Raw genomic sequence first — 23,029 nt, 5'->3', positions numbered from 1 at the left:
TACAATCTCGGAAATCTGCATAGCTATTAAGCTCAAGTGAACGCTGAAGGTGGCGGCATGCTCGACGTCCGGCGCATCCTGCTGTTCACCGAGGTCGCCCGGCGCGGCTCGGTGACCGCGACGGCCCGCGCTCTCAGCTACACCCCGTCAGCGGTATCGCAGCAGATCAGCCGTCTGGAAACGGAGGCAGGCCAGCCCCTGCTGGAACGTCACGCCCGGGGCGTCACCCTCACCGACGCCGGACGGGCGCTGGCCGAACGAGGGCAGCGGATCGCACGCGAACTGCAGGCCGCGGAGAACGAACTCGCCGACTACGCCGGCCTGCGCGCGGGCACCCTGCGCATCGGCACGTTCCCCACCGTCGGTGCCTCGCTCCTCCCGCAGGCCGTGATCGCCTTCCGGGACGCCCATCCCGACGTACGGCTGACCGTCCGCAGCGCCCGCATCGCCGGGCTCTGGACGATGCTGGAGAACCGGGAGGTCGAGATGTCTCTGATGTGGGACTACGACTGGAGCCGAATCGACCGGGAGGACATCGTCATCACCCCCCTCCTCGATGACCCGCCGGCCCTTCTCGTCAGCGACCACCATCCACTCGCCGGCCGCAGCGCCGCCTCACTCGCCGACTTCGCACACGACCCCTGGATCACCCGCGCCGAACAGCACCCGGTGGCCGAAGCCCTCGTCCGCGGCTGCCGCGCCGTCGGCTTCGAGCCCCACATCGCCTACGAGGCCCACGACTACCAGGAAGCCCAGGCCATGGTCGCCGCCGGCATCGGCGTCGCCCTCGCCCCCACCCTGGCCCTGGAGGGCATCCGACCCGGTGTCAACGTCCTGCCGCTCCAGCCGCCGGCCCCCGTCCGCCGCATCCTCCTGGTTCGCATGGCCGACCACTCGCTCACCCCCGCCGCCCTGACGTTCGCCGGACTCCTGCGCGACGCCGCCGCGGCCCGGACACCCTGACGCCGACGGCGAACCACGCCCGCCGGTCGGGGAACCGTAGTGCTCAGCACCGCCAATTCAGGCCCCGCACTTCGGTGTTGGACGTGAGCAACGGGCGGCGGCAAGCAACGCCGGCCATACGTTGCATTCGGCGGCGTGATCCGGAGTGAGCACGGGATCCGAGGTGATCGTGGCCTGCCTGGTCAGCGGATCCGGGGCAGCGCGTCCCGGTGCGCGGGCACCGGTGTTCGCGCGGCGGCTTCCGCCGTCGGGCCGTAACTGGGGGCCGCGCCAGTCCAGGCACAGGACGGTGGTGTCGTCTTTTGGCTGCCCGCCCTCGTAAGCGTCGGCGACGGCGGCGACCATCGTGCGCACCACCTCGCGGGGGATGTTCGGCAGCCGTGTCGTGGATGAGGCCGGGCAGGTCGACGGCCTGCGCTTGGCGGTCCTGCATGCCGTCGGTGTAGAGGACGAGGCGGTCGCCGGGGCGCAGATCCAGGTCCTGCACCCGGTAGGGGCCGTGGTCGACGACACCGTAGGGCAGGTTCACGGCCAGACGCAGCTCCTCGACCGTGCCGTCACGCAGCCTCAGCGGTCAGAGGTGGCCGGCGTTGACGAGTTGGGCGCAGCTTCGGTCCAGGGCGATGCGTACCAACTGGCCGGTGGCGGAGGTCCGCCAACCATGGTCGAGGAGGGCTTGGTGGACCTGCCGGGCCTGCTCGGCGAGGTCTGCTCCCGCGCGGCGGGCGCCGCGGGAGGCGTTGACCAGGAGGGTGGCCATCAGTGAGGCGTCCGCGCTGGTCCCGGCCTCCGACATCGCCGGCGACACCTACGACTACTCCCTCGACCACGACACCCATACGACGAGGTGCCGCGCACGCAGAAGCTGGTGCGGACTGCGGACTGCGGACTGCGGACTGCGGACTGCGGACTGCGGACTGCGGACTGCGGAGCGTAGGCAGCGACAGCGGGTGCTCGCCCCGGTCACGAACCGGGGCGACACCATCGGTGTCCTGGAACTGTTCCTCAGGCGCTGCTGCCGGCGAGGGGAACCTGTTCGGCGTTGTGCTCCTGCTGCGAGGCCGCGTTGTCGCTGACCCGCAGCAAACGCCTGCCGACGACGTCGACGAACAGGAACGACACATACCGCGCGCCGAACCGGTCACGCAGATTTTGGGGGATGTGCTGGCGGCGGCGGAGGACGCCGCACCAGTGCGCGCTCTTGATGTCGTGGCGCGCGACCACGTGGTGGCCCATGGCGTCGGTGACGGACAGGTGCAGCCCGATCCGATCACGCACCACAAGCCTCCGAACTGCGAACGCCACTTCCACCGGCACGACAGACATCGCCGCTGCGACCCCGCCACGTCACATGTGCGCCTGCCGCGAGGCCGATCACATTTCCTTACCCCGGCCGCGAGCCCGCAGCCATGTTCCCCACCGGTCTGCGCCCCGACCTGCCGTGACACGACCGTGGGTCGCACACCGGGCTGGTGGCCTCGCTGTCGCATGTCTCGGCTTCTTTCGGGGCACGGGACGGGCTACGGATCCCTATTTCCACGAGCCGCTGTGGCTGCAAGCGGAGACACGGCATAGCTGGCTGTGTGCCTAGTTGGGCCGCAAGATGACGGTCGTCGCCCGGCTTCCGGCATGGATCAAGCGGGCGAGAAGGCCCGCACCGAGGCCCTGCGTGCGATTGAACGCATGCGGGCCTCACAGGCGGTCTGAATCAGCGTGTTCTCAACCACCGTCCCGGGGCCGCTCTTTGAGCGTCTCGGTGCGTCTCACAGTTTTGCCTGCGTTGTAACAGGTAGCCGAGTCCCGGACTTTGAGCCGAGAGACATGCCGGGACCGGCCGTGCTCGTTTCCCGGGCTCCACTGGGAAGAAGATCAGCCGCCCCACTCCCTGCTCGGTGCTGATCGTGCGCTGACCGTCCCGGTGGTCTACCCCGTCCGGCCCATGCCCAACAACGGCGCACCGGCCTGCAATGGAGCAAGGCGCACACTGGAAGAGCACGCAGCGTTGTTCGCGGCCGTGCCGGTGATGGGGCTCACCGCAACCGCGGAGGCGTCCGCTGACGGTCCCTGGTCCAGCCGTGCTGACCAGGAGGAGACATGCCCGTAGCCCGCGCGCCGGCCCCGCCCCACCCCTGCTCCTGCCCGACGGAGGCTCGTGGCGCCGCGCCCTCGGCCAGGTCGCCCGCCGCGGCCGCCAGGGCCGCCGGCCGATGCTCACCCGCCGGGCACGCCCGGTCGGATTTCCACCGGCTGCGCGGCCGGCTGCCGCTGACCGGCACGCCGCCCTCCGGCCAGGGATTGTCCCCTCGACGTCCCGCTGGGGTACGAGCTCGAGCAGGCTCGGCACATGGGTACCCCGGCGGCAGCCGTACCCCCGCCGCACTGAACCGAACCGATGAGGCAAGGAGGCCGCTGTGGAGTTCGATGTGATCGTGGAGATCCCGCAGGGTTCCCGCAACAAGTACGAGATGGACCATTCCCTGCACCGCATCCGCCTGGACCGGATGCTGTTCACCTCCACCCAGTACCCGGCCGACTACGGCTACATCGACCACACCCTGGGCCGCGACGGCGACCCGCTCGACGCTCTGGTGCTGACCGGCGACCCCACCTTCCCCGGCTGCACCATCGAGTGCCGGGCCGTGGGCATGTTCGTCATGAAGGACGAAAAGGGGCCCGACGAGAAGGTGTTGTGCGTGCCTGCGCACGACCCGCGCTATGCCGGCGTGCAGGACATCACGGACATCCCCGAGTTCGATCGCCTGGAGATCAGCCACTTCTTCGAGGTCTACAAGGACCTCGAACCCGGCAAGTCCGTCGAAGGATCCCATTGGGAGGGCCGCGAGCAGACGTACGCGGAGATCGATGCCTCCCGCGAACGTGCCGCGCAGCCCACGAACGAGCACGCGTGAAACGGCCGGCGGGACCGTCGGGTTCCGGAACGCTGATCCTGCTGCGACACGGGCAGAGCGAGGCCAACGCCGCCGGCGTCTTCGGCGGCTGGGCGGATTACCGGCTCAGCCCGTACGGCGAGGAACAGGCCGCCGACGCGGCCCGGCTCATCGCCGGCACCGGGCTCCTGCCGGACGTCGTGCACACCTCGCTCCTGCACCGCTCCATCCGCACCGCGCAGATCGTCACCGACCGCCTCGACCGCGCCTGGATACCCGTACACCGCACCTGGCGACTCAACGAACGGCAGTACGGCGCCCTGACCAGCCAGAGCAAACGGCGGATCCGCCAAGACGCCGGAGCGCAGCAGTACCAGCACTGGCGGCGCTCCCTGCACGCCGTCCCGCCGCCGCTCCCCGGGGACCGGCTGGCCCTGCTGCGGGCCGACCCGCGGTACGCCTGCCTGCCGGGCGAGGCGATCCCGTCCGTGGAGAGCTTCGCCGACCTGCTCACCCGGGTGAAGCCGTACTGGAGCGACGTGCCGGCGCCCGCACTCGCCGGCGGCGCCACCCTGCTGGTCGCCCACGGCAACTCCCTGCGCGCCCTCGTCACCCTCCTGGACCGGCTCGGCGAGCGCGCCCTGCGCGCGCTGAACATCCCGACAGCGGAACCGCTCGTCTACCACCTCGCCCCCGATCTGCAGCCGCTCCCGCCCGGAGGCTCCTATCTCGCCCCGGACCGGGCCCGGGGCGCCGCGGTGGCGGTTGCCGCCGAGGGTCACGTCTGACAACGACCGGAAGGACACCCGATGCTGCGCATCGCCCGCCTGCACGCCACCGAGATCCTCGACTCTCGCGCCCGTCCCACCCTCGCCGTCACGCTGGACACCGCCGACGGACTCCATGTCCGTGCGGGGGTTCCCTCCGGGGCGTCCACCGGAACCCGCGAGGCCGTCGAACTGCGCGACGGCGATGCCGCCCGCTATGGCGGACAAGGCGTCACCAAGGCCGTCGCCCACGTCAACGGCGAGATCGCCGACGCGCTGACCGGCCGCTCCTACGCCGGCTTCGGCGACGTGGACGCCGCGCTCGTCGAGCTGGACGGCACCGACACCAAGTCACGCCTCGGCGCCAACGCCATCATCGGCGTCTCCCTCGCCGCCGCCCGCGCCCAGGCACTGACGACCCGGCAGGAGCTGTGGCGCTACCTCGCCGAGGCGGCCGACACCAGGCCCCAGCTGCCCGTCCCGCACTTCAACGTCGTCAACGGCGGCGCTCATGCCGCCAACGACCTCGACTTCCAGGAGTTCATGCTCGCCCCCATCGGCGCCCCCAGCCTGCCCGAGGCAGTGCGTGCCGGGGCAGAGGTGTACGCGAAGCTCAAGGCCCGCCTGGCCAGGGCGGGCCACCCCACCGGCCTGGGCGACGAGGGCGGATTCGCCCCCGACATCGCCCGCCCCGAAGACGTCCTCGCCGAACTGGTCGAGGCGATCACCGACGCCGGGTACACGCCCGGCCGCGACGGCATCGCCATCGCCCTGGACCCGGCCGCCAGCGAGTTCCGCGACGCGGGTGACGGCCGCTACCGGGTCGCGGGCGAGTCCCTGACCAGCGACCAACTCATCGACCGCTACGAGGAGATGGTCGACCGCTTCCCGATCTGGTCCATCGAGGACGGGCTCGGCGAGGACGACTGGGACGGCTGGGTCCGCCTGACCGAACGTCTGGGCGGCCGCATCCAGTTGGTCGGCGACGACCTGTTCGTCACCAACCCTGCGATCATCGCCGAGGCGATCGAGAAGAAGGCCGCCAACGCCTCCCTCATCAAGGTCAACCAGATCGGGACCGTCACCGAGACCCTGGAGGCCATCCGCGTCAGCCGCGAGGCCGGGTACGCCCAGATGGTCTCTCATCGCTCCGGCGAGACCGAGGACGCCTTCATCGCCGACCTGGTCGTCGGCGCCGGCTGCGGGCAGATCAAGTCGGGCGCCCCGGCGCGCGGCGAGCGTGTGGCAAAGTACAACCGGCTCATCGAGATCGCCGCCGCCGAGCCGTCCCTGCCGTACTGGCTGCACCGCTGACGGCACGCGAACGCCGCAGATCCATTTGGTCCTGCCGGGGCCGTGGGACCACCGGCGATTTTAGAAGACGGCCCCTTGGGGGACACGTAGCTGCGTGGTCCCGACGACGTGAGGCGGTGACGTGCAGGTGAGCGACGCTTCGCGTCGACCGGACCGAGAGCCGGGTGCGGGCTCCGGCGGCCGTCGTGGCACCGGCCGCGGGCAGCGGCGGATGCGGTACGTCGTGCTGGGTAGCCGGCCGGCCCGCGGAGTGGGGGCGGTGGCCCGCGCCCGCAGGGCGTCGGCAGCGGCCCGGCGAACCGAGGACGGTGCGGCCGTGCACCACGGGCTGACAGTGGGTGCCGCCTACGCGTGGCGGCTGCTGGTGCTCGGAGCGGCCGTCTACGCGGGTTTCGCGATTCTGGGCCGTCTGCAGCTGGTCGCAGTGGCGCTGTTCCTCGCGCTGGTCGTTACCTCGGTGCTGCGTCCCCTCGCCGATCTGCTGACGCGGTGGCTGCCGAGAACTTTTGCGGTGGTGCTGAGTGTCGTAGGAAGCCTGCTGGTGGTCCTGGGTCTGCTGGCGCTGGTCGGCGAGCTGGTGGCGAGCGAATGGGACAAGCTGGGGCGGGAGTTCAGCGGGGGCATCGGGCGCATCGAACGGTGGCTGCAGGGCCCTCCCTTCCATGTGAGCCCCACGGTGACGTCCAACCTTCAGGACAAGGTGAACACCTTCGTCTCCGAGCACCGCTCCGTACTGATCAGCAACGCGGTGAGTGGTGCCGGACGGCTGGTGGAGGTGCTGACCGCCGGTGTGCTCGCGCTGTTCTGCTCACTGTTCTTCATCCATTCGGGTGACCGGTTCTGGCACCGTTTCCAGGAGTGGCTGCCCCAGCGGGCGCGGGATCCGTGGGGCCGCGCGGGCCGGGCGGCGTGGCGGACCTTCGCCGGGTACACGCGGGGCATCGTCATCGTGGCGGCCACCAACGCGGTGCTGGTGGGCATCGCGCTGTTCGTGCTGCGAGTGCCGCTGGCCCTGCCGCTGACACTTCTGGAGTTCTTCGCCGCGTTCGTTCCGCTGGTGGGTTCACCCATCGCGCTGGGCGTGGCCACGGTGGTCGCCCTGGCCTCACGCGGGCCGGTCATCGCGCTCGTGGTGCTCGCACTGATCGTCGTCGTCGGCCAGATCGAAGGCCACGTACTGCATCCGCTGGTGATGAGCTGGGCGGTCCGGCTGCACCCGGTAGTTGTGGCCGTCTCGGTCATCGCCGGCAGCATCCTGGCCGGGGTGATCGGCGCGGTCGTGGCGGTGCCGATGGTGTCGGTGGCCTGGGCGGTGCAGGGCGAACTGCGCGCCCCGCCTGATCCAGGCCGACGCGGGCCGTCGCCGCCGGGCTGAGGCACCGGCTCGATGAGCCTTCCCGTCCCGGCGCCGTCTGCTGCTGGTGCGTCAGTTCCTCGTCGCGGCCCGAAGCTGGAACTGTTGCTGCTGTCTGATGACGAGCGGGCGGCGTCGTCTGCTGTTCCGTTCTGGCCGACGGTTCCAGTAAGCGTGGGGGAGCGGAGTGAGGTGGTCTCCGCGCGGATGCGGGTCGGAAGCCGTACGTCACGTGAACGTCAGGGCCTGAGGTCAGGCGCGGACGTCGATCGGTGCTGCGTACTGGGCGCACTGTCGTCCGGGCGATGGCCGCGGAGGCCGACACGCTGTCCGGGCCGGGCCAAGCACTGTCCGCTGCGGAGGGTGCGGTTCGGCGTGGCGGAGATGCCGGGGACGGGGGCCGGGCGCGGTGCCGGTGCTGTCGGTCGCGGCAGCCGCGCATCTCCCGGCCCGCCTTACGTGTCCATGCCCCTGGGCGACCGGCGGTGGGAGGATGCCGGCGTGCCGTGGTGTGGCGTTCTGGCCACCATGCCGGCGGCCTGGGCGTAGGGGCTTCTACTTCCGCACGCCAGGACCCGGTGTGGGAACCGCTCCGGACACACGATCCGCGGACCGGACGGCTGCCGCGTACCCCTGCCGTGGACGGTGGGCGCAACCGCCTTCGGCTTCGTGAGAACCGGGACACCTGGCTGCGCCAGGTGTCGACCTACGGCACCTATGCCGCTCGGGGATACGAAGGCGACCCCGACCTCACCCTGCAGCTCTTCCGCCGACTGCTCACCCTGCGGCGGTGCCACCGGTTAGGAGCTGGGGAGCTCCACTGGTGCGACTCGCCGGACGACGTGCTGCACATCGCCAACGGAGCCGTCGAGGTGATGGCCAACCTCAGCCCTCACCCTGTCACGTTGCCCGCGGGCGCCCGGATCCTGACGGCGTCGGCACCGACGGCAGAGAAGCTGTCCCCGGAGGCTGAGCGCGTCAGCGGGTCGGGGCGGCATCTTTGAACGCGGTCAGGCCGGTGTCGATGAGCGTGGCTGCGCGGCGGACGTCGGCGGTCACTGCCTCGTGGATCTGTGTCGGCGTGCGGGAGCCGTCGAGATGTTTCCCAAGGCTTTGGAACTGGATTGACCACAGTCCGAGCAGGGCGGTTGCCGCGATCTGCGGTTCCGGGTCGTTCGGGCTGCTGTGGGTGCGCTGGGCCAGCACCTCGGCCGCGACGGTGACGAGCCGGTCGGTCATGTCCCGGTGGTAGGCCCTCAGTGAGGGTGAGGACCTGGTCAGCGCGCCGAAGCGCCTGATCATGGCGGCGGCCTGAATGGGGTCGTCCTGCGCGGAGATCCAGGAGGTCATGGCGCGCAGCTCGTCGGAGAGGATCCGCAGCGCCGCCTCGACCGGAGAGTGGTCCGTGTCGGCCAGGCCGGCGCGCAGGGCGGCCATCGTGGTCTCGCCTTGGTCCAGGATGAGCGATTCCTTGGTGGGGAAGTAGTTGAAGACCGTCTTCTCCGACACTCCGCATGCCTGGGCGATCTCCGAGACGCGGACGGCGTCGAAGCCGCGCTCCAGGAACATCTCGGTTGCGGTGTCGGTCAGCCGTTGCCGCAGCAGGCGCTTCTTCTGCTCCCGCAACCCTGCCGCCTCGGGCTCCGCGGCCTGCGGGCGCCATGCCGTCCAGTCCACCGTGCTCATGGCGACAGGGTAGTACAGCGGCAGGATATTTACTGCTACTGTAAATTTTCAGTCGCTGTATTTTCTGCCCTTCGTTCGACCGCTTCAGGAGCCCCATGAGCGCCATCCACATCGTCCACGACTATCCGCACGCCCCCGCCAAGGTCTGGCACGCCGTCACGGACCCCGGGCTCATACCGCTGTGGACCGCGACCGGAGCCGGGGCACGCCCGGAAGGATTCGCCACCACCGTGGGCACCCGGTTCCAGTTCATCGCCAAGCCCAAGCCCGGCTGGAGCGGCATCGTCGCCTGTGTCGTACTGGAGGTGGACAGGCCCCGGCTGCTGCGCTACTCGTGGACCGACCATGGCGGCAGCGAGACCACCGAGGTCACCTACCGCATCGAACCTCATGGCACAGGAACGCGTTTCACCTACGACCACACGGGCTTCACGGGTGCAGGCGGACTCCTGATGACTCAGATCCTGGGGCATGTCCGGCGGAAGATGCTGCGTGTCGGCCTGCCCGCTGTGCTGAACGATTTGGGCGAGGACGGCAATCTGCGCCCCGGAAGCACTCTCAAACCCAGGACCTGACGATCTCGTTGGGTCCACCACCAGGTGAAGACGAGGGCCGCACTTTCGTCGAACCCCGTCCGGACGGTATGCGGCACGTGCTCGGCCGGGCCACGTACTCGCGCACGTCATCGCGGACCCGGTCGGCATCCCACCATGCGGTGGTGGACCGTGAGCGGTACATCCCGCGCTCGTGGACGTGCGACCCGGACTGCTGCCGGGCGGCTGGACCGGGTGAGGACGTTGTCTTCGTGACCATGCCGCAGCCGGCCGCCCCCATGATCGGCCGGTTCCTGGCGTCGGGCGCCGCGTGGGCCGGTCGCGGGGGACGAGGTCCACGGCGGCAACCCGAATCTGCGATCCACGCTTGAAGGATGCGGGGTCGGCTACGTGCTCGCCGTCGCCTGCTCCCATGAAGTCACCGCCGATGCCGGGAAGTTTCACACGGATGCCCTGGCCATGACCTGCCCGCACCCGCCGGCGGATCCCGCCGACGCGCGGACGGGCCGTCGACCTGGGGAGGGGCCGTCGACCTGCGCGACCGGCGGCAAGCTGATGCTGAATTGCAAAATTTCGCAATTCATTAGATGCTGCATTGGCTGTGCTCGCAGGTAGTCGCAGCCTTTCGTGCCCGCCTCCAGGGGCGGGCCTGTAGGAGAGCCGAGGGGTCGTGTCCGTTCCGCTGTACCAGGCCAAGGCCGAGTTCTTCCGGATGCTGGGGCATCCCGTGCGGATACGGGTGCTGGAACTGCTGCAGCGCGGGCCGATGCCGGTGCGGGAGCTGCTGGCCGCGATCGAGGTGGAGCCGTCCGGGCTGTCGCAGCAGCTGGCGGTGTTGCGCCGCTCGGGGATCGTCACCTCGGCGCGGGAGGGTTCGACGGTGGTCTACGAGCTGGCCGGCGGGGATGTCGCCGATCTGATGAGGGCCGCGCGACGGATCCTGACCGAGATGCTGGCCGGGCAGGGCGAGCTGCTGGTCGAGCTGCGCAACGCCGAGGTCGCCGCCTGATGAGCACCGCCTTCAGCCAGGTGTGGGCCCGGATCGCGGCACTGCTGCCCGCCCGTGCCGACCTCGCCGGGATGTGCCGCGATCCGCGGCGGGACCTGCTGGCCGGGCTGACCGTGGCGATCGTGGCGCTGCCGCTCGCGCTCGGGTTCGGGGTCTCCTCTGGGCTGGGTGCTGAGGCCGGTCTGGCGACCGCCGTGGTCGCGGGCGCACTCGCCGCCGTCTTCGGGGGGTCCGATCTGCAGGTGTCCGGGCCGACGGGCGCCATGACGGTGGTCCTCGTCCCGATTGTGGCCGAGTACGGGCCGACAGGTGTTCTCACGGTCGGCCTGATGGCCGGCGTTCTGCTCGTCGGCCTCGCCGTACTCAAGGCCGGCCGGTACATGCAGTACGTGCCCGCCCCGGTTGTCGAGGGCTTCACGCTCGGCATTGCCTGCGTGATCGGCCTGCAGCAGATCCCGAACGCGCTCGGTGTGCCCAAGCCCGAGGGCGATCGGGTGCTGGTGGTGGCCTGGCGGGCGGCCGGGGAGTTCGCAGCGGCCCCTGACTGGACGGCGATCGGCTTCGCGGTCGCGGTGGCCGCGGTCATGCTGGTCGGGGCGCGGTGGCGGCCGACCGTGCCGTTCTCGATCGTCGCCGTGATCGCCGCGACGGGCGTGGCGCAGTTGGCCCAGGTGGACGCGGCGAAGCCGATCGGCGACCTGCCGTCCGGGCTGCCCTCGCCGTCACTGTCCTTCCTCGATCTCGGCTCGCTCGGCGGCCTGTTCGCCCCGGCCGTGGCGGTTGCCGCCCTGGCCGCCCTGGAGTCGCTGCTGTCGGCCTCGGTCGCGGACGGCATGACGGTCGGTCAGCGCCACGATCCGGACCGGGAGTTGTTCGGGCAAGGGCTCGCGAACATCGCCGCCCCGCTTTTCGGTGGGATACCGGCGACCGGCGCGATCGCCCGAACCGCGGTCAACGTCCGTACCGGCGCGACCTCCCGCCTCGCCGCCCTCGCCCATGCCGCCGTCCTCGCAGCGATCGTCGTCGCGGCGGCGCCCCTGGTCTCGAAGATCCCGCTCGCCGCGCTCGCCGGCGTCCTGCTGGCCACCGCGATCCGCATGGTGGAGGTCGGCTCGCTGCGGGCCATGGCGAAGGCGACCCGCTCCGACGCGTTGATCCTGGTCCTGACCGCGGTGGCGACCCTGGCCCTGGACCTCGTGTATGCGGTGATCATCGGTTTGGGCGTCGCGGGTGCCCTCGCGCTGCGTGCCGTCGCCAAGGAGGCCCGCCTCGATCAGGTGCCGCTGGATCGGGGCGACCACAGCGTGGAGGAACACGCGCTGCTGGCCGAGCACATCGTGGCGTACCGCATTGACGGCCCGCTGTTCTTCGCCGCCGCGCATCGCTTCCTGCTGGAGCTGGCCGAGGTCGCCGAGGTCCGCGTCGTCATCCTGCGCATGTCCCGCGTGTCCACCATGGATGCCACCGGAGCCCTGGTCCTCAAGGACGCGGTGGAGAAGTTGCAGCGGCGGGGCATCGTTGTCCTGGCTTCCGGAATACGTCCTGGGCAGCGCCGGGTCCTCGCGTCGGTCGGTGCGCTGGAGCTGCTGCGCCACGAGGGCAGGGAGTACGCCACCACGCCCGAGGCGATCCGGGCCGCCCAAGAGCATCTGGAGTGCGCTGGGGTCCTGCCCGCGCTCCCCGCACCACGGCCCCGGATCTTTGACGAGGAGGCCCTGCGATGAGTGCTGTCCCCACCACTCTCCGGATGATCGAGGTTTCCGGCGCTGAGGCCCGGTGGCTGCTGAAGGGCAGTGGTTTGCGGCGGCTGGTGTACGTACAGCGGGAGTTGACGGTGGTACGCCCGGTCCGGCACATGCTGCGTCCGCACCGCGAGACCGTCGCAGGTTTCCGTCCTGCCCGTGTGGAGGCGTAGCGATGTCCACGCAGCTGGAAGCCCTGCCGTACCGGCACGTGCTCACCCTGCCCACCGAACCGTTCGCCGTGCGGATGGCCCGCGAGACCGCCGAGCAGGCACTCGTCGAATGGGGCATCGGGCTGCGCCACCCCACCGTGGGCCCGGCCCTGCTCATCCTCAGTGAACTGGTCACCAACAGCGTGAGGCACGCCGCCGAGCTGTCACCGCAGGCCACGGTGATCTACGCGGCGAGCCCGGACTGCCTGGCTTTCGCCGTCCACGACCGGCACCCTTACCAGCCACCGCTGTACGGGGCGGCCACGGGATCCGGGTCGGGCGGCCTGGCCACCGTCATGGAACTCGTGCTCGGCCTGGGCGGTACGGCGGTGGTCCGTGCGGATGCCGACGGCGCCGGCAAGAGCATCTGGATCACCCTCCCTCTCTGAAGCCCGACAGCAGACCTCAACCGGCAAACCGCGCAAGGAAGTTCAGCCTCATGACCATCGACTGGCGCTACACCGTCGAAGACAACCTCGGCGTCCTGTCCGTCACCGGATACCTGGGCCCGGGCGCCGTCCGCCGCTTCACCGGCGCGATCGGCTGGGCCCTGGCCCGGGGCACGGGCCCGGTCGTACTCGACCTCGCCGAGCTGCGCAGTTGGTCGGCCGAGGGGCAGCTGGCGATTGCCGAGGCCGCCCGTCGCCTCGCGGACGCGGGCCGCAGTCTGGAGCTGGCCGCCATTCCCGCTGACGGCTCCCTCGTGCCTACCAGTAGCTGCCCGCCGATCCCGGTCCACTCCGACCTGCCTGCCGCTCTCGCCGCGCACGGCGCCCAACACGGGGACCCGGTGGAGAGCCGCCACGAATGGCGCACCACTGGATGGTTGGCCGCAGACCAGGCCGCCGAGTGAGCTGCCCCGCATATCCCGTTGTGAACGCGCCGTCGCCGTCCCCGGACGGGGTCGTAAGCCCACCTTCCCGGCGGCGCCTTCCGCGGACAGCGGGCCTGCACGCCGGGAGCACAGCTCGCAGGCGAGGGGACCACGAACGGGGCGTCGCGCAGATGTGGGGGGAGCGACAACGGGGCCTCGGGGCTGACGGGGCAATCGAGCCAGGAGACGCCGGCGCCGCGCAGGGGGATGACTCTCACGCAAACTTCCCTCACAAGACCTCAGTAATTGCTAATGTTGGCAATTACTGAGGTCTTTACATCCGGCCTTGGCGGCCCTCACTCCAGGTGCGGATTCGGCCCGACCGGTGCCGCAGGCGAGGATGGGCCCATGTTCTTGACGAGTGGGTGGACGCGATGCACCAAGGCCCGGCGGCTAGTGCCGTGCTGCTGTACCGGGGAGGGGGCAGCCACGTGAGTACGCCGCTGTACCAACTGAAGGCCGAGTTCTTCAAAACCCTCGGCCATCCAGCCCGGATCCGGGTCCTTGAGCTGCTGAGCGAGCGCGAGCATGCGGTCGCGGAGATGCTGCCCGAGGTGGGCATCGAGGCCGCGCATCTGTCCCAGCAGCTGGCCGTGCTGCGGCGGGCGAACCTGGTCAAGACCCGCAAGGAGGGCTCGACCGTGTACTACTCGCTGATCAGCCCGCAGGTGGCGGAGCTGCTGCGGGTCGCGCGGACGATCCTGACCGGCGTGCTGTCCGGCCAGGCCGAACTACTGGCCGACCTGCAGGCCGTGCAAGGCGAAGCAAAACCGCCGTCGTGACGGCGGCCTCTTGACCGGCGGCCGTCTCCACGGGCTGGACAGCGCTCTGTGGCACCGGGAGACGGCCGCCCTCGCCCCTCCCTCGGCGCGTCCGATTCGTGGCAAAGCACAAGAGAAGTGTCGTAACTGCGGTCGTATGGCGCTCGGTTGGTCAGCGACACATCCGCATCGTCTCTCCGGGAGGAGTTCATGGGCCTGCTGCGCAAGATCCGCGATGTCGGGCGGGTGGCCGAGCCCGCTGTGCCGCGCCCGGACGGTGAAGTCCTGCCACAGGCGCGGGAGTTGGATGGCTCCGTGCAGGTGCGGTGCGTGGATGCGGGCTCCTGCAACGGCTGTGAGATCGAGATCGCCGCGGCCTTCAATCCGGTGTACGACGCCGAGCGGTACGGGGCCCGCGTGGTGGCCTCGCCCCGGCACGCGGACGTGGCTCTGGTGACCGGGCCGGTGACGCGCAACATGGCCGAGCCGCTGCGGCGCACGGTGGCCGCGATGGGCGAGCCGATGCTGGTCGTCGCGGTGGGGGACTGTGCGATCAACTGCGGTGAGTTCGCGGGCGGGTACGGCGTGGAGGGCGCGGTCGCCGATGTCGTGCCGGTGGATCTGGCGGTGCCCGGGTGTCCGCCGGAGCCCGGGGAGATCGTGGCGGCGCTGCGAAGAGTGACCGGACGGTGAGCGTGATTCCGGGCGGCCTCGCGGCGGCGGCCGTACTGGGTGGCGCGGGCGCGCTGGCCGGACTCGGACTGCCGTACCGGCTGCGTGTGCCGGTCGTGGGCGTGCTGACGGCGGGTGTCGGGGCCGGCGGTGTCACGGCGGGCGTGGCCGCACTGGGCGCAAGCCACTGGACAGCCGCGTTCCCCGGGCTGCTGCCGCTGGCCGGGACGCATGTGGCGGTGGATGCGCTGGGTGGCCTGTTCGCCGCGGTGGCGGGGGCCGTTGTCGTCGCGGTCGCCGTGTACGGCATCGGCTACGCGGCCGGACACGGCGAGCACGGCCTCGGCTCGCGGAGTGCGCAGGCGGTGCTGCCGCTGTTCGCGCTCACCCTGGTGCTCGTACCGATCGCCGCGTCGGTGTCCACGTTCCTGCTGCTGTGGGAGCTGATGGCCCTCACCTCGCTGCTGCTGGTGTTCGCCGAACACCGCGAACGCGGCTCCGTGCGGCAGGGGGGCGTCTGGTACGCGGTGATGACGCATCTCGGGCTGGTGCTGCTGCTCACCGCCTTCGCACTGTTCGCCGCACAGGCGCACGGAGAGACCTTTGCCGCCCTGCGCGCGGGCGCGCAGGGCATCTCGCCGACCGTGCGGGGGCTGGTGTTCGTGCTGGCCGGGCTGGCGTTCACGTCGAAGGCAGGCGCGGTGCCGCTGCATGCCTGGCTGCCGCGGGCGCATCCCGAAGCCCCCAGTCCGGTCTCGGCGTTGATGAGCGCTGCCATGATCAATCTCGGCGTCTACGGTCTTGTCCGCGTCGGCCTCGACCTGCTCGGCGGCGGTCCTGCCTGGTGGTGGCTGGGGCTGATGGCGGTCGGCGGCATCAGCGCGGTGTACGGGATCCTGCAGGCGGCGATGGCCTCCGATCTGAAGCGGCTGCTGGCGTACTCGACCAGCGAGAACATGGGCCTGGTCTTCATCGGTGTCGGCGCCTGCGGGCTCTTCTCCTCCTACGGCGACCGGCCGCTCGCCGCGCTCGCATTGGCCGCCGCGCTGCTGCATGTGGTCAATCACGCCGCGTTCAAGGCCCTGTTGTTCTGCGCGGCCGGATCGGTGCTGCGGGCGACCGGCCTGCGTGACCTGGACCGGCTGGGCGGACTGCGGCACCGTATGCCGTACACGGCCGGGTTGTTCGCGCTCGCCGCGCTCGGCGCGGTGGCGCTGCCGCCCGGCAACGGGTTCGTCAGCGAGTGGCTCCTGCTGCAGTCCCTGATCCACGGTCTGCAGGTGCCAGGCGTCGCGGTGGCCGTCGTACTGCCGCTGTCGGTGGCCCTGATCGCCCTGTCCGCGGGCATCGCCGCTGCCGCGTTCGTCAAGGCGCTCGGCGTGGGCTTCTTCGCCCGCCCCCGTAGCGAACCGGCCGCCGCGGCCAAGGAGTCACCCGCCCTCATGCTCGCCGGGATGGGTCTGCTCGCCGTCGCGTGCGCGGCACTGGCGCTGGTGCCCGGTCTGCTGGGCGACGGCCTGGACCGGGCGGTGGCCGCGACCGGGCTGCCGGGCAGCGGCGCCCTGGCAGGGGGCGGGGTGCAGGTCCGGCTTGCGGACATCTCCGCGTCGCTGTCGCCGCTGTGGGTGGTCGCCGCCCTGACCGGTGCCCTGCTCGTCGCTACCGCCCTGCCCCGCCTGTACGGACGCCGGCGGCGCCGCAGGAACGCCCGGCTGTGGGACTGCGGCGGCGGGGCACCGACGCCGCGCATGGCCTACACGGCGACCTCGTTCGCCGAACCGCTGCAACGCGTCTTCGACGACGTCCTCGCACCCGAGCAGGACGTGAACGTCACCCCGGTGCGCGAGTCGGCGTATCTGGTGGAGCGGGTGCGCTTTGAGCGGCGGGTGCCCGACCGGATCGAACACCGCCTGTACCAGCCGGTGCTGGGGGCGCTGGCCGGCACGGGCCGGGCTGCCCGGCGGCTGGCGGGCGGCAGCGTGCACCTGTATCTCGGCTACGGCTTCGCCGGCCTGGTCGTGCTGCTGCTGGTGTTGACGGTGGGCTGGTGAGAGCGAAGAAATGAGTGCTGTCGGATATGCGGCCGTGGCCGGCCAGGTCGTCGTGGTCGGCGCCGGGGCACCGCTGCTGACCGGGTGGATGCGGCAGATCCGTGCCCGCCTGGAGGGCAGGGCCGGGCCCGGGGTGCTTCAGCCCTGGCGGGACGCCCGCAAACTGCTGCGCAAGGAACCGATCAGCCCCGTGGGGACCGGGCCCGCCTTTCGCACTGCGCCGGCGCTGCTGGTCGCCACCACGGTGGTCGCGGCCGGGCTGATCCCGCTGTTGTCAACCGACACCCCGGTGAGCGGACATGCGGATTTGATCGTGGTGGTGGCGCTGATCGCGCTGGGCACCCTGGCGCTCGCTCTGGCCGGCCTGGACACGGGCACCGCGTTCGGCGGGATGGGCGCCTCCCGGGAGATGACGGTGGCGGCTCTGGTGGAGCCGACCATCCTGCTGTCGGTGTTCGCGCTGTCGATACCGGCGGGCACGACCAATATCCCGGCCATGGTCGCCGGCGCCCTCGACGAGCCGGCCCGCCTCGCCTCCCCGGCCGGCCTGCTGTCCACGGCCGCGCTCGCGGTCGCGGTGCTGGCGGAGACCGGACGGATCCCGGTGGACAACCCCTCCACCCACCTCGAACTCACCATGATCCACGAGGCGATGGTGCTCGAGTACGCGGGCCCCGACCTGGCCCTGATCGAACTCGGTGCCCAGATGCGGCTCATCCTGCTGCTAGGGCTGCTGTCCTCGCTGTTCGTGCCGTGGGGCATCGCCACCAGTACGTCGTGGGCGGCGCTCGTGGTGGCCCTGGTCCTGTTCGCGGCGAAGCTCACCCTGCTCGGTGCGGTGCTGGCGGCGGCCGAGGTCTTCTGGGCCAAGATCAGGCTCTTCCGGGTGCCCGAACTGCTCGCCGGGTCCTTCCTGCTGGCCCTGCTCGCGGTGACCGTTTCCTACTTCCTGAGCGGAGTGTCATGAGCGGCGGCCTGCACACCCAGCTCCTCGACCTGGCCTGCGGGGCCTTCCTGCTGGCCGCGGTGCTCGTGCTGTGGCGGCGCGAACTGGCCGCCATCGTCCGCGTCTTCGCCCTGCAGGGCGTCGCCCTCGCCGCCCTCGCCGTGCTCCTGGGCGCGCACGACGCGCGGTGGGACCTCATCGGCGTCGGCGTCGGCATCGGCGTGCTGCGGGCGGGCGTCGCGCCGCATCTGATGCGCCGCGCCCTGACCGTGCTCACCGCCGACCGTGCGCACCGCGAAGAGGCGCGCGAGACACAGCCGCTGGTGAACGTCGCCGCCTCGCTGCTGACCGCGGCGCTGTTGACGCTGCTGGCCTACGCGGTGGCCCGCCCACTGACCGCGCTGAACCCGACGCCGGCCACCCAGGCCCTTCCGGTCGGCCTCGCGGTCGTACTGATCGGCTTCTTCGTCCTGGTCACCCGCAGGCGGGCGGTGGCCCAGGTGGTCGGCTTCCTTCTGCTGGACAACGGCATCACCGCCACTGCCCTGCTGGCCACCTCCGGGGTGCCGCTCATCGTCGAACTCGGCGTCTCCTTCGACGTGTTGCTGGCGGTCCTGGTGCTGCAGATCCTCACCACCCGCATGCGGGAGGCGTTCGGTACCACTGACCTCGACGACCTGCGGGAGCTGCACGACTGATGAGGCCGACCGCTTCCGCGCTGCTCCTGACCGCGCCCGCCGCCGCACCGCTCGCGGTGGCCGGCCTCTACGCCCTGGCCGGGTGGCGCAGGCGCCCGCCCGCCGCCGTCTTCGCGACGGCCCTCACCCAGGCCCGGCAGCAGGCCTCGGACCGGGGCAACGTCCTCGTCGCGGAGATGCCCGGGCCGGCGCAGACCCCGATGACGACGCGGCGGGATTGGGCCGGGCTCCTCTCACCGTGCGTGATCCTCACCTGCGGGAGCCTGCTCGCGGCAGACGTCGTCGACGACCGCCCCAGGACCGCCTGCTCCGGCCTGCTGCGCGCGGACGCGCTGACCGCCTGGCTGCTGCTGGTCGTCGGCGCGGTCGCACTGATCGCCTGCGCCTCGACCCCCGCGTACCTGGAAGGGGAGCGGGCGGCCGGGCGCGCGAACGAGCAGACCGTGTGGCGCTACCACGTCCTGGTCCAGGCGTTCCTGGCCGCCATGTCCCTGGCCGTGGTGACCGCGAACCTCGGTGTGCTGTGGGTGGCCATCGAGGCCACCACCATCGTCACCGCCTTCCTGGTCGGCCACCGCCGCACCCGTACCTCGGTGGAGGCCGCCTGGAAGTACGTGGTGATCTGCTCGGCCGGGATCGCGCTGGCCTTCCTCGGCACCGTGCTGATCTACTACGCGGCCCGGCAGGCCGGCATCGCCGAGGCCTGGGCGCTGGACTGGCCCACCCTCACCGCCCGCGCCGGCCGCCTCGACCCGGCGGTCACCCGGCTCGGCATCGGCCTCGTGGTCCTCGGCTTCGGCGCCAAGGCCGGCCTGATCCCGCTGCACGCCTGGCTGCCCGACGCCCACAGCCAAGCCCCGGCGCCGGTGTCCGCGCTGATGTCCGGAGTGCTGCTGTCGGTCGCCTTCACCGCCATCCTGCGCTACAAGGTCATCGCCGACGCCGCCCTCGGCACCGGCTTCACCCGCGTCCTGCTGGCCGCCATCGCCCTGCTCAGCCTCGCCCTCGCGGCCGGCCTGCTGCTCGCCCAGCGTGACTACAAACGCATGCTCGCGTACTCCTCCATGGAACACATGAGCCTGATCGCCCTGGCCGCAGCGGTCGGCAGCCCGCTCGCCCTGTCCGCCGCGCTGCTGCACATCGCCGGGCACGGGCTGGCCAAGTCGGTCGCCTTCTGCGCCTCCGGACGCATCCTCCAGCTCACCGGCACCACGCGGATCGGCCGGGTACGAGGCATGCTGGCCAGAGCGCCCGCGACGGCCGGGGTGTTCGGGCTGGCGGTGGCGGCGCTGATGGGGTTCCCGCCCTTCAGCCTCTTCGCCTCCGAACTGGGTATCGCCCGCGCCGGCTTCGCGGCCGGCACCGGTCTCACCTGGGCCACGGCCGCGGCCCTGCTGCTCGTCCTGGTGGCCTTCGCCGCACTCGCCGCCCGCACGGCCCGGATGCTGCTCGGAGCGGGATCACCGGGCGAGGAGAGCCCCTCCGCCCTGTGGCCCCTGCTGTTGGGCCTGGCAGCAAGTGCGGCCCTGGGCGTCGCCCTCGGACCGCTCACCGGCCTGCTGCACGCCGCCGCCCGGGCGATCGGAGGCTGAGTTATGCGCAAGTCCTACCAGAGCAGCACCGTCACCCTGCCCCAGCACGCCGAGAACCTGCTCGCCCAGGGGTATCGGCTCGCCCTGGTCGCCGCGCACATCGACGAGGCCGGACCGCGCGTGGTGTACCTGTTCACCTCCGGCCCGCCCGACAGCAGGGTGGAGCTGAACATCCGCCTGGACCCTGACCGGCCGGAAGTGCCGACGCTGGCCCATCTCTCCTTCACTGCGGGCCGGTTCGAGCGGGAAATGCGCGACCTGTTCGGCATCGTCCCCCAGGGCCACCCCCTCCCGCGCCGTCTGGTGCGCCACTTCCACTGGCCGCGCGGCTGGTATCCGATGCGCCCCGACGCCGGACCCCCGCCCGCCTTCGGTGAGCAGGAAGGCCCCTACCCCTTCCTGGAGGTCGAGGGCGCCGGCGTCTACGAGATCCCGGTCGGCCCGGTCCACGCCGGCCTGATCGAGCCGGGGCACTTCCGCTTCTCCGTCGTCGGCGAGACCATCCTCAAGCTCAAGGCCCGCCTCTGGTTCGTGCACAAAGGCATCGAGGAGCTCTTCCAGGGCCGTACGGTTGCGGCCGGCCTGCCGCTGGCCGAGCGCATCAGCGGCGACACCGCCGTCGGCCACACCCTCGCCTACTGCCTGGCCGTCGAGGAGGCCACCGGCACCGAGGTCCCGCCCGAGGCGCAACGCGCCCGAGCGATGCTCCTGGAACTGGAACGCATCCACAATCACGTCGCCGACCTCGGCATGCTCTGCAACGACGTCGGTCACTCCATCCTCAACGCCCATGCCCAACGGGTACGCGAGCAACTCCTGCGTCTCAACAAGGAGATCACCGGACACCGGCTGCTGCGCGGCGGCGTCGTGCTCGGCGGCGCGGCCCTGCGCGCGCTGCCCGATCCGGACCGCCTGAAGGCGATCGGCGCGGACATCCGCGAGATCACTGATCTCGCCCTTGGACACTCCACCGTTCACGACCGGTTCACCGGCACGGCGATCCTGTCGACCGACGCCGCCCGCACCATCGGCTGCCTCGGCTACGTCGCCCGCGCCAGCGGCATCTCCGACGATGCCCGCGCCACCCACCCCTTCACCGCATACGATGCCCGGCTGTACGTTCCCGTCCACGACAGCGGCGACGTCCTGGCCCGCTTCCTCATCCGCGCCGAAGAGATCGATACCTCCCTCGCCCTGATCGAGCACTTCACCGTCGGACTGGCCGCCCCACGGGCGATGCTCGCCGCCCAGCCATCAGCCGGCGCGGGTCCGGGCACCGGCGTCGGTCTGGTCGAGGGCTGGCGCGGCACCATCGCCACCCGCGTCGAACTCGCACCCGACGGCACACTGACCCGGGTCAAGCCGGTCGATCCATCTTTCTTCAACTGGCCCGCCCTGCCGGTGGCGTTGGCGGACACGATCGTCCCGGACTTCCCCCTGACCAACAAGAGCTTCAACCTCTCCTACGCCGGCAACGATCTGTGACGCCGTGTCCGCCAGCAGGACCCTGATCCGCACGTGGAGGTCGTCCCGGGCCGCGCGCAGACATGGATTGAGATCAGAGCGAGGCCGGGCCGGACAATGGGGCGGCAGCACGTCCCCACTGAGCAGTGGGCCGATCACCCCCGTTCCCACGGGCTCGCCCAGCGCTTGGCCGGCAGCTGGGCGGGTCCCGGCCACAGGGCGGCCCCACCGGTCTCATCAGGAGCGCGTGGCCGCCACCAGGCGGTAGCCGCTGACGATCTCCGGCTGAATCCGCACCACCTGCCCCACCTCCGGGTCGATCCACGGCATGAGCAGACGTTGGTAGCGGGCGAGCGCCCCGGGATCTGTGATGCGGGGCGCCGTGCCGGTGACCACGACGCTCCACCCGGTCCGGGTCGCCGAGTCGATCTCGTCGGCTTCGTATGCCACCACCTCGGATCGCAGCGCACGGCCCAGGAGGGCGGAGCCGCCGTGCGTGCGCACGATGACATCGCCTGCGTCCACGAGATGCTTGGCGGGGCGGATCGATGGCAATGCCTGATCGGTAAAGGTCACGCGCCCCAACTGCACGCTGCCCAGCAGTTCCAGAGCCTCGTCGCGGCCCAGCTCGACCATGCGCGCACCGGGCTCGGAGGGGACCGGCGTCATGACATCACCTCGTCCGATGCCATGCGGCCGGCGCCGTCGGGCCACAGTACCTGGACCTCTACGCCACAACCGCGGGCGAAGGTCACGAGATGGGCGGTGGCGTCCCGGCCGCTGGACGCGGAGCCGTCCCACACCGCCAGCAGACGTCTGCACGAGCGCAGCAGATCCTCGTCCGCCTCCACACAGGCGCCGTGATCGCAGGGGTCGTACTCCAGCAGCCGCGCCTGCTGCGAGAGCAGCAGCAGTTCCCCGGCTGCCCTGCGATCGGGCTGCTCCAGCACCTCGGGCATGCCGTTCCTGGACGGCAGGACGGTCACCAGGGCCAGCCCCGCGGCGCGCGCGGCCCTGCCGAAAGCGACCGGCAGTCCCCGCCCGGCGCGCACCAGCCCGGCCCTGCCCGCCTCCGCGAACTCCGCCAGCCGCCAATACAGTTCCTCCTCCAGCATCGCCAGGGTGGGTGCGGTGAGGTCGGGGTGTCCCACGACAGCGATCACCTCAGGCAGTCCTTTCGTCGCGCCGCGCCCCCCACGGCATGGTCTCGCCGGTCACTTATGTGCGTGCTCGCCCAGGTAGAACAGCAGCCATACGAACCCGGCGAACAGATGGGTGCCGAAGATGTAGAAACCGGCCCGGATGGCGACGCCGCGCTCGATGCGCGACTCCCTGTCCATGGTCTTCGTTTTCGGCTTGCCGCCCGCGGACTGGCCGGATGCCTGGTCGTTCACCGCGTGTCTCCTTGCCTCGCTGTGATGTCCACTGATGTGCGCCGCCCCTTGGGACGGCGTGCTGGATCGCACAAGGACGACCTTGCCG

Annotated in this window: 23 protein-coding genes and 2 pseudogenes; 20 read left to right on the top strand and 5 right to left on the bottom strand. The window is 71.1% G+C overall.

Annotated features, from left to right (window positions below; genetic code table 11):
- Positions 1–57 precede the first annotated feature (57 nt).
- Complete coding sequence (locus ACIBN2_RS36980; protein WP_399141450.1) at positions 58–963, top strand: LysR family transcriptional regulator; 906 nt, start codon at positions 58–60, stop codon at positions 961–963.
- Between the two features lie 57 nt (positions 964–1,020).
- On the opposite strand, the pseudogene ACIBN2_RS36975 reads toward ACIBN2_RS36980, so the two are convergent.
- Positions 1,021–2,199: pseudogene (locus tag ACIBN2_RS36975) on the bottom strand (PP2C family protein-serine/threonine phosphatase).
- Positions 2,200–3,374: 1,175 nt separating this feature from the next.
- On the opposite strand from ACIBN2_RS36975, the gene ACIBN2_RS36970 reads away from it, so the two are divergent.
- From ACIBN2_RS36970 to ACIBN2_RS36950, 5 genes are all read left to right on the top strand, one after another.
- Entirely contained in the window at positions 3,375–3,872 is a 498-nt protein-coding gene (locus ACIBN2_RS36970) for an inorganic diphosphatase (RefSeq protein ID WP_399141166.1), read from the top strand.
- Positions 3,869–4,639, top strand: a complete 771-nt coding sequence (locus ACIBN2_RS36965) for a 2,3-diphosphoglycerate-dependent phosphoglycerate mutase (RefSeq protein WP_399141165.1) — start codon at positions 3,869–3,871, stop codon at positions 4,637–4,639. The genes ACIBN2_RS36970 and ACIBN2_RS36965 overlap by 4 nt, the downstream gene beginning before the upstream one ends.
- 21 nt (positions 4,640–4,660) lie before the next feature.
- Positions 4,661–5,932 (top strand): phosphopyruvate hydratase, encoded by a 1,272-nt coding sequence (eno, locus tag ACIBN2_RS36960; protein ID WP_399141163.1) that lies wholly within the window; start codon positions 4,661–4,663, stop codon positions 5,930–5,932.
- A 121-nt stretch (positions 5,933–6,053) separates the two neighbouring features.
- The gene (locus tag ACIBN2_RS36955) at positions 6,054–7,307 is read left to right on the top strand and encodes an AI-2E family transporter (RefSeq protein ID WP_399141162.1); all 1,254 of its coding nucleotides are present in this window, start codon (positions 6,054–6,056) and stop codon (positions 7,305–7,307) included.
- A gap of 617 nt (positions 7,308–7,924) precedes the next feature.
- The gene (locus ACIBN2_RS36950; protein WP_399141160.1) at positions 7,925–8,290 is read left to right on the top strand and encodes a DUF3459 domain-containing protein; all 366 of its coding nucleotides are present in this window, start codon (positions 7,925–7,927) and stop codon (positions 8,288–8,290) included.
- On the opposite strand, the gene ACIBN2_RS36945 is transcribed toward ACIBN2_RS36950, so the two are convergent.
- Positions 8,265–8,972: a TetR family transcriptional regulator gene (locus ACIBN2_RS36945; protein WP_399141158.1), complete on the bottom strand. Its 708-nt coding sequence runs from the start codon at positions 8,970–8,972 to the stop codon at positions 8,265–8,267. The two genes, ACIBN2_RS36950 and ACIBN2_RS36945, sit on opposite strands and share 26 nt — an antisense overlap.
- Before the next feature lie 95 nt (positions 8,973–9,067).
- Between ACIBN2_RS36945 and ACIBN2_RS36940 the strand changes: the two genes are divergently transcribed.
- From ACIBN2_RS36940 to ACIBN2_RS36875, 14 genes and pseudogenes are all read left to right on the top strand, one after another.
- Positions 9,068–9,547 carry an SRPBCC domain-containing protein gene (locus ACIBN2_RS36940; RefSeq protein WP_399141156.1) on the top strand — a complete coding sequence of 160 codons (480 nt, stop codon included), beginning with the start codon at positions 9,068–9,070 and terminating at the stop codon, positions 9,545–9,547.
- A 134-nt stretch (positions 9,548–9,681) separates the two neighbouring features.
- Positions 9,682–9,997 (top strand): annotated as a pseudogene (locus ACIBN2_RS36935) (transposase); the annotation flags it as partial.
- 199 nt (positions 9,998–10,196) lie between these two features.
- On the top strand, positions 10,197–10,535 hold the full coding sequence (locus ACIBN2_RS36930) for an ArsR/SmtB family transcription factor (protein ID WP_399141154.1): 339 nt from the start codon (positions 10,197–10,199) through the stop codon (positions 10,533–10,535).
- On the top strand, positions 10,535–12,259 hold the full coding sequence (locus ACIBN2_RS36925) for a SulP family inorganic anion transporter (RefSeq protein ID WP_399141153.1): 1,725 nt from the start codon (positions 10,535–10,537) through the stop codon (positions 12,257–12,259). The genes ACIBN2_RS36930 and ACIBN2_RS36925 overlap by 1 nt, the downstream gene beginning before the upstream one ends.
- Entirely contained in the window at positions 12,256–12,450 is a 195-nt protein-coding gene (locus tag ACIBN2_RS36920) for a hypothetical protein (protein ID WP_399141151.1), read from the top strand. The genes ACIBN2_RS36925 and ACIBN2_RS36920 overlap by 4 nt, the downstream gene beginning before the upstream one ends.
- A gap of 2 nt (positions 12,451–12,452) precedes the next feature.
- Positions 12,453–12,878 (top strand): ATP-binding protein, encoded by a 426-nt coding sequence (locus ACIBN2_RS36915; RefSeq protein WP_399141149.1) that lies wholly within the window; start codon positions 12,453–12,455, stop codon positions 12,876–12,878.
- Positions 12,879–12,928: 50 nt separating this feature from the next.
- Positions 12,929–13,342 (top strand): STAS domain-containing protein, encoded by a 414-nt coding sequence (locus ACIBN2_RS36910; protein WP_399141147.1) that lies wholly within the window; start codon positions 12,929–12,931, stop codon positions 13,340–13,342.
- A 452-nt stretch (positions 13,343–13,794) separates the two neighbouring features.
- Positions 13,795–14,145, top strand: a complete 351-nt coding sequence (locus ACIBN2_RS36905) for an ArsR/SmtB family transcription factor (RefSeq protein WP_399141146.1) — start codon at positions 13,795–13,797, stop codon at positions 14,143–14,145.
- Positions 14,146–14,334: 189 nt separating this feature from the next.
- Positions 14,335–14,817, top strand: a complete 483-nt coding sequence (locus ACIBN2_RS36900) for an NADH-quinone oxidoreductase subunit B family protein (RefSeq protein WP_399141144.1) — start codon at positions 14,335–14,337, stop codon at positions 14,815–14,817.
- Entirely contained in the window at positions 14,814–16,847 is a 2,034-nt protein-coding gene (locus ACIBN2_RS36895) for a proton-conducting transporter membrane subunit (protein WP_399141142.1), read from the top strand. Before ACIBN2_RS36900 ends, ACIBN2_RS36895 begins: the two co-directional genes overlap by 4 nt.
- Before the next feature lie 10 nt (positions 16,848–16,857).
- Positions 16,858–17,814 carry a respiratory chain complex I subunit 1 family protein gene (locus ACIBN2_RS36890; RefSeq protein WP_399141140.1) on the top strand — a complete coding sequence of 319 codons (957 nt, stop codon included), beginning with the start codon at positions 16,858–16,860 and terminating at the stop codon, positions 17,812–17,814.
- Positions 17,811–18,491: a hypothetical protein gene (locus ACIBN2_RS36885; RefSeq protein ID WP_399141138.1), complete on the top strand. Its 681-nt coding sequence runs from the start codon at positions 17,811–17,813 to the stop codon at positions 18,489–18,491. Before ACIBN2_RS36890 ends, ACIBN2_RS36885 begins: the two co-directional genes overlap by 4 nt.
- Complete coding sequence (locus ACIBN2_RS36880; RefSeq protein WP_399141137.1) at positions 18,491–20,083, top strand: proton-conducting transporter membrane subunit; 1,593 nt, start codon at positions 18,491–18,493, stop codon at positions 20,081–20,083. The genes ACIBN2_RS36885 and ACIBN2_RS36880 overlap by 1 nt, the downstream gene beginning before the upstream one ends.
- A gap of 3 nt (positions 20,084–20,086) precedes the next feature.
- On the top strand, positions 20,087–21,568 hold the full coding sequence (locus ACIBN2_RS36875) for an NADH-quinone oxidoreductase subunit C (RefSeq protein ID WP_399141135.1): 1,482 nt from the start codon (positions 20,087–20,089) through the stop codon (positions 21,566–21,568).
- A gap of 216 nt (positions 21,569–21,784) precedes the next feature.
- On the opposite strand, the gene ACIBN2_RS36870 is transcribed toward ACIBN2_RS36875, so the two are convergent.
- From ACIBN2_RS36870 to ACIBN2_RS36860, 3 genes are read right to left on the bottom strand one after another with little or no spacing between them, the layout of a single operon-like run.
- On the bottom strand, positions 21,785–22,216 hold the full coding sequence (locus ACIBN2_RS36870; RefSeq protein WP_399141133.1) for a pyridoxamine 5'-phosphate oxidase family protein: 432 nt from the start codon (positions 22,214–22,216) through the stop codon (positions 21,785–21,787).
- Entirely contained in the window at positions 22,213–22,710 is a 498-nt protein-coding gene (locus ACIBN2_RS36865; protein WP_399141131.1) for a hypothetical protein, read from the bottom strand. The genes ACIBN2_RS36870 and ACIBN2_RS36865 overlap by 4 nt, the downstream gene beginning before the upstream one ends.
- Positions 22,711–22,761: 51 nt before the next feature.
- Positions 22,762–22,887: a DUF6126 family protein gene (locus tag ACIBN2_RS36860; RefSeq protein ID WP_399141448.1), complete on the bottom strand. Its 126-nt coding sequence runs from the start codon at positions 22,885–22,887 to the stop codon at positions 22,762–22,764.
- Positions 22,888–23,029: the final 142 nt, after the last annotated feature.

It is taken from the genome of Streptomyces sp. NPDC050534 (genome assembly GCF_044457745.1).
Lineage (GTDB): Bacteria > Actinomycetota > Actinomycetes > Streptomycetales > Streptomycetaceae > Streptomyces.
Note: the sequence above shows the minus strand (reverse complement) of the source record. Positions and strands in the feature narration are given on the sequence as shown.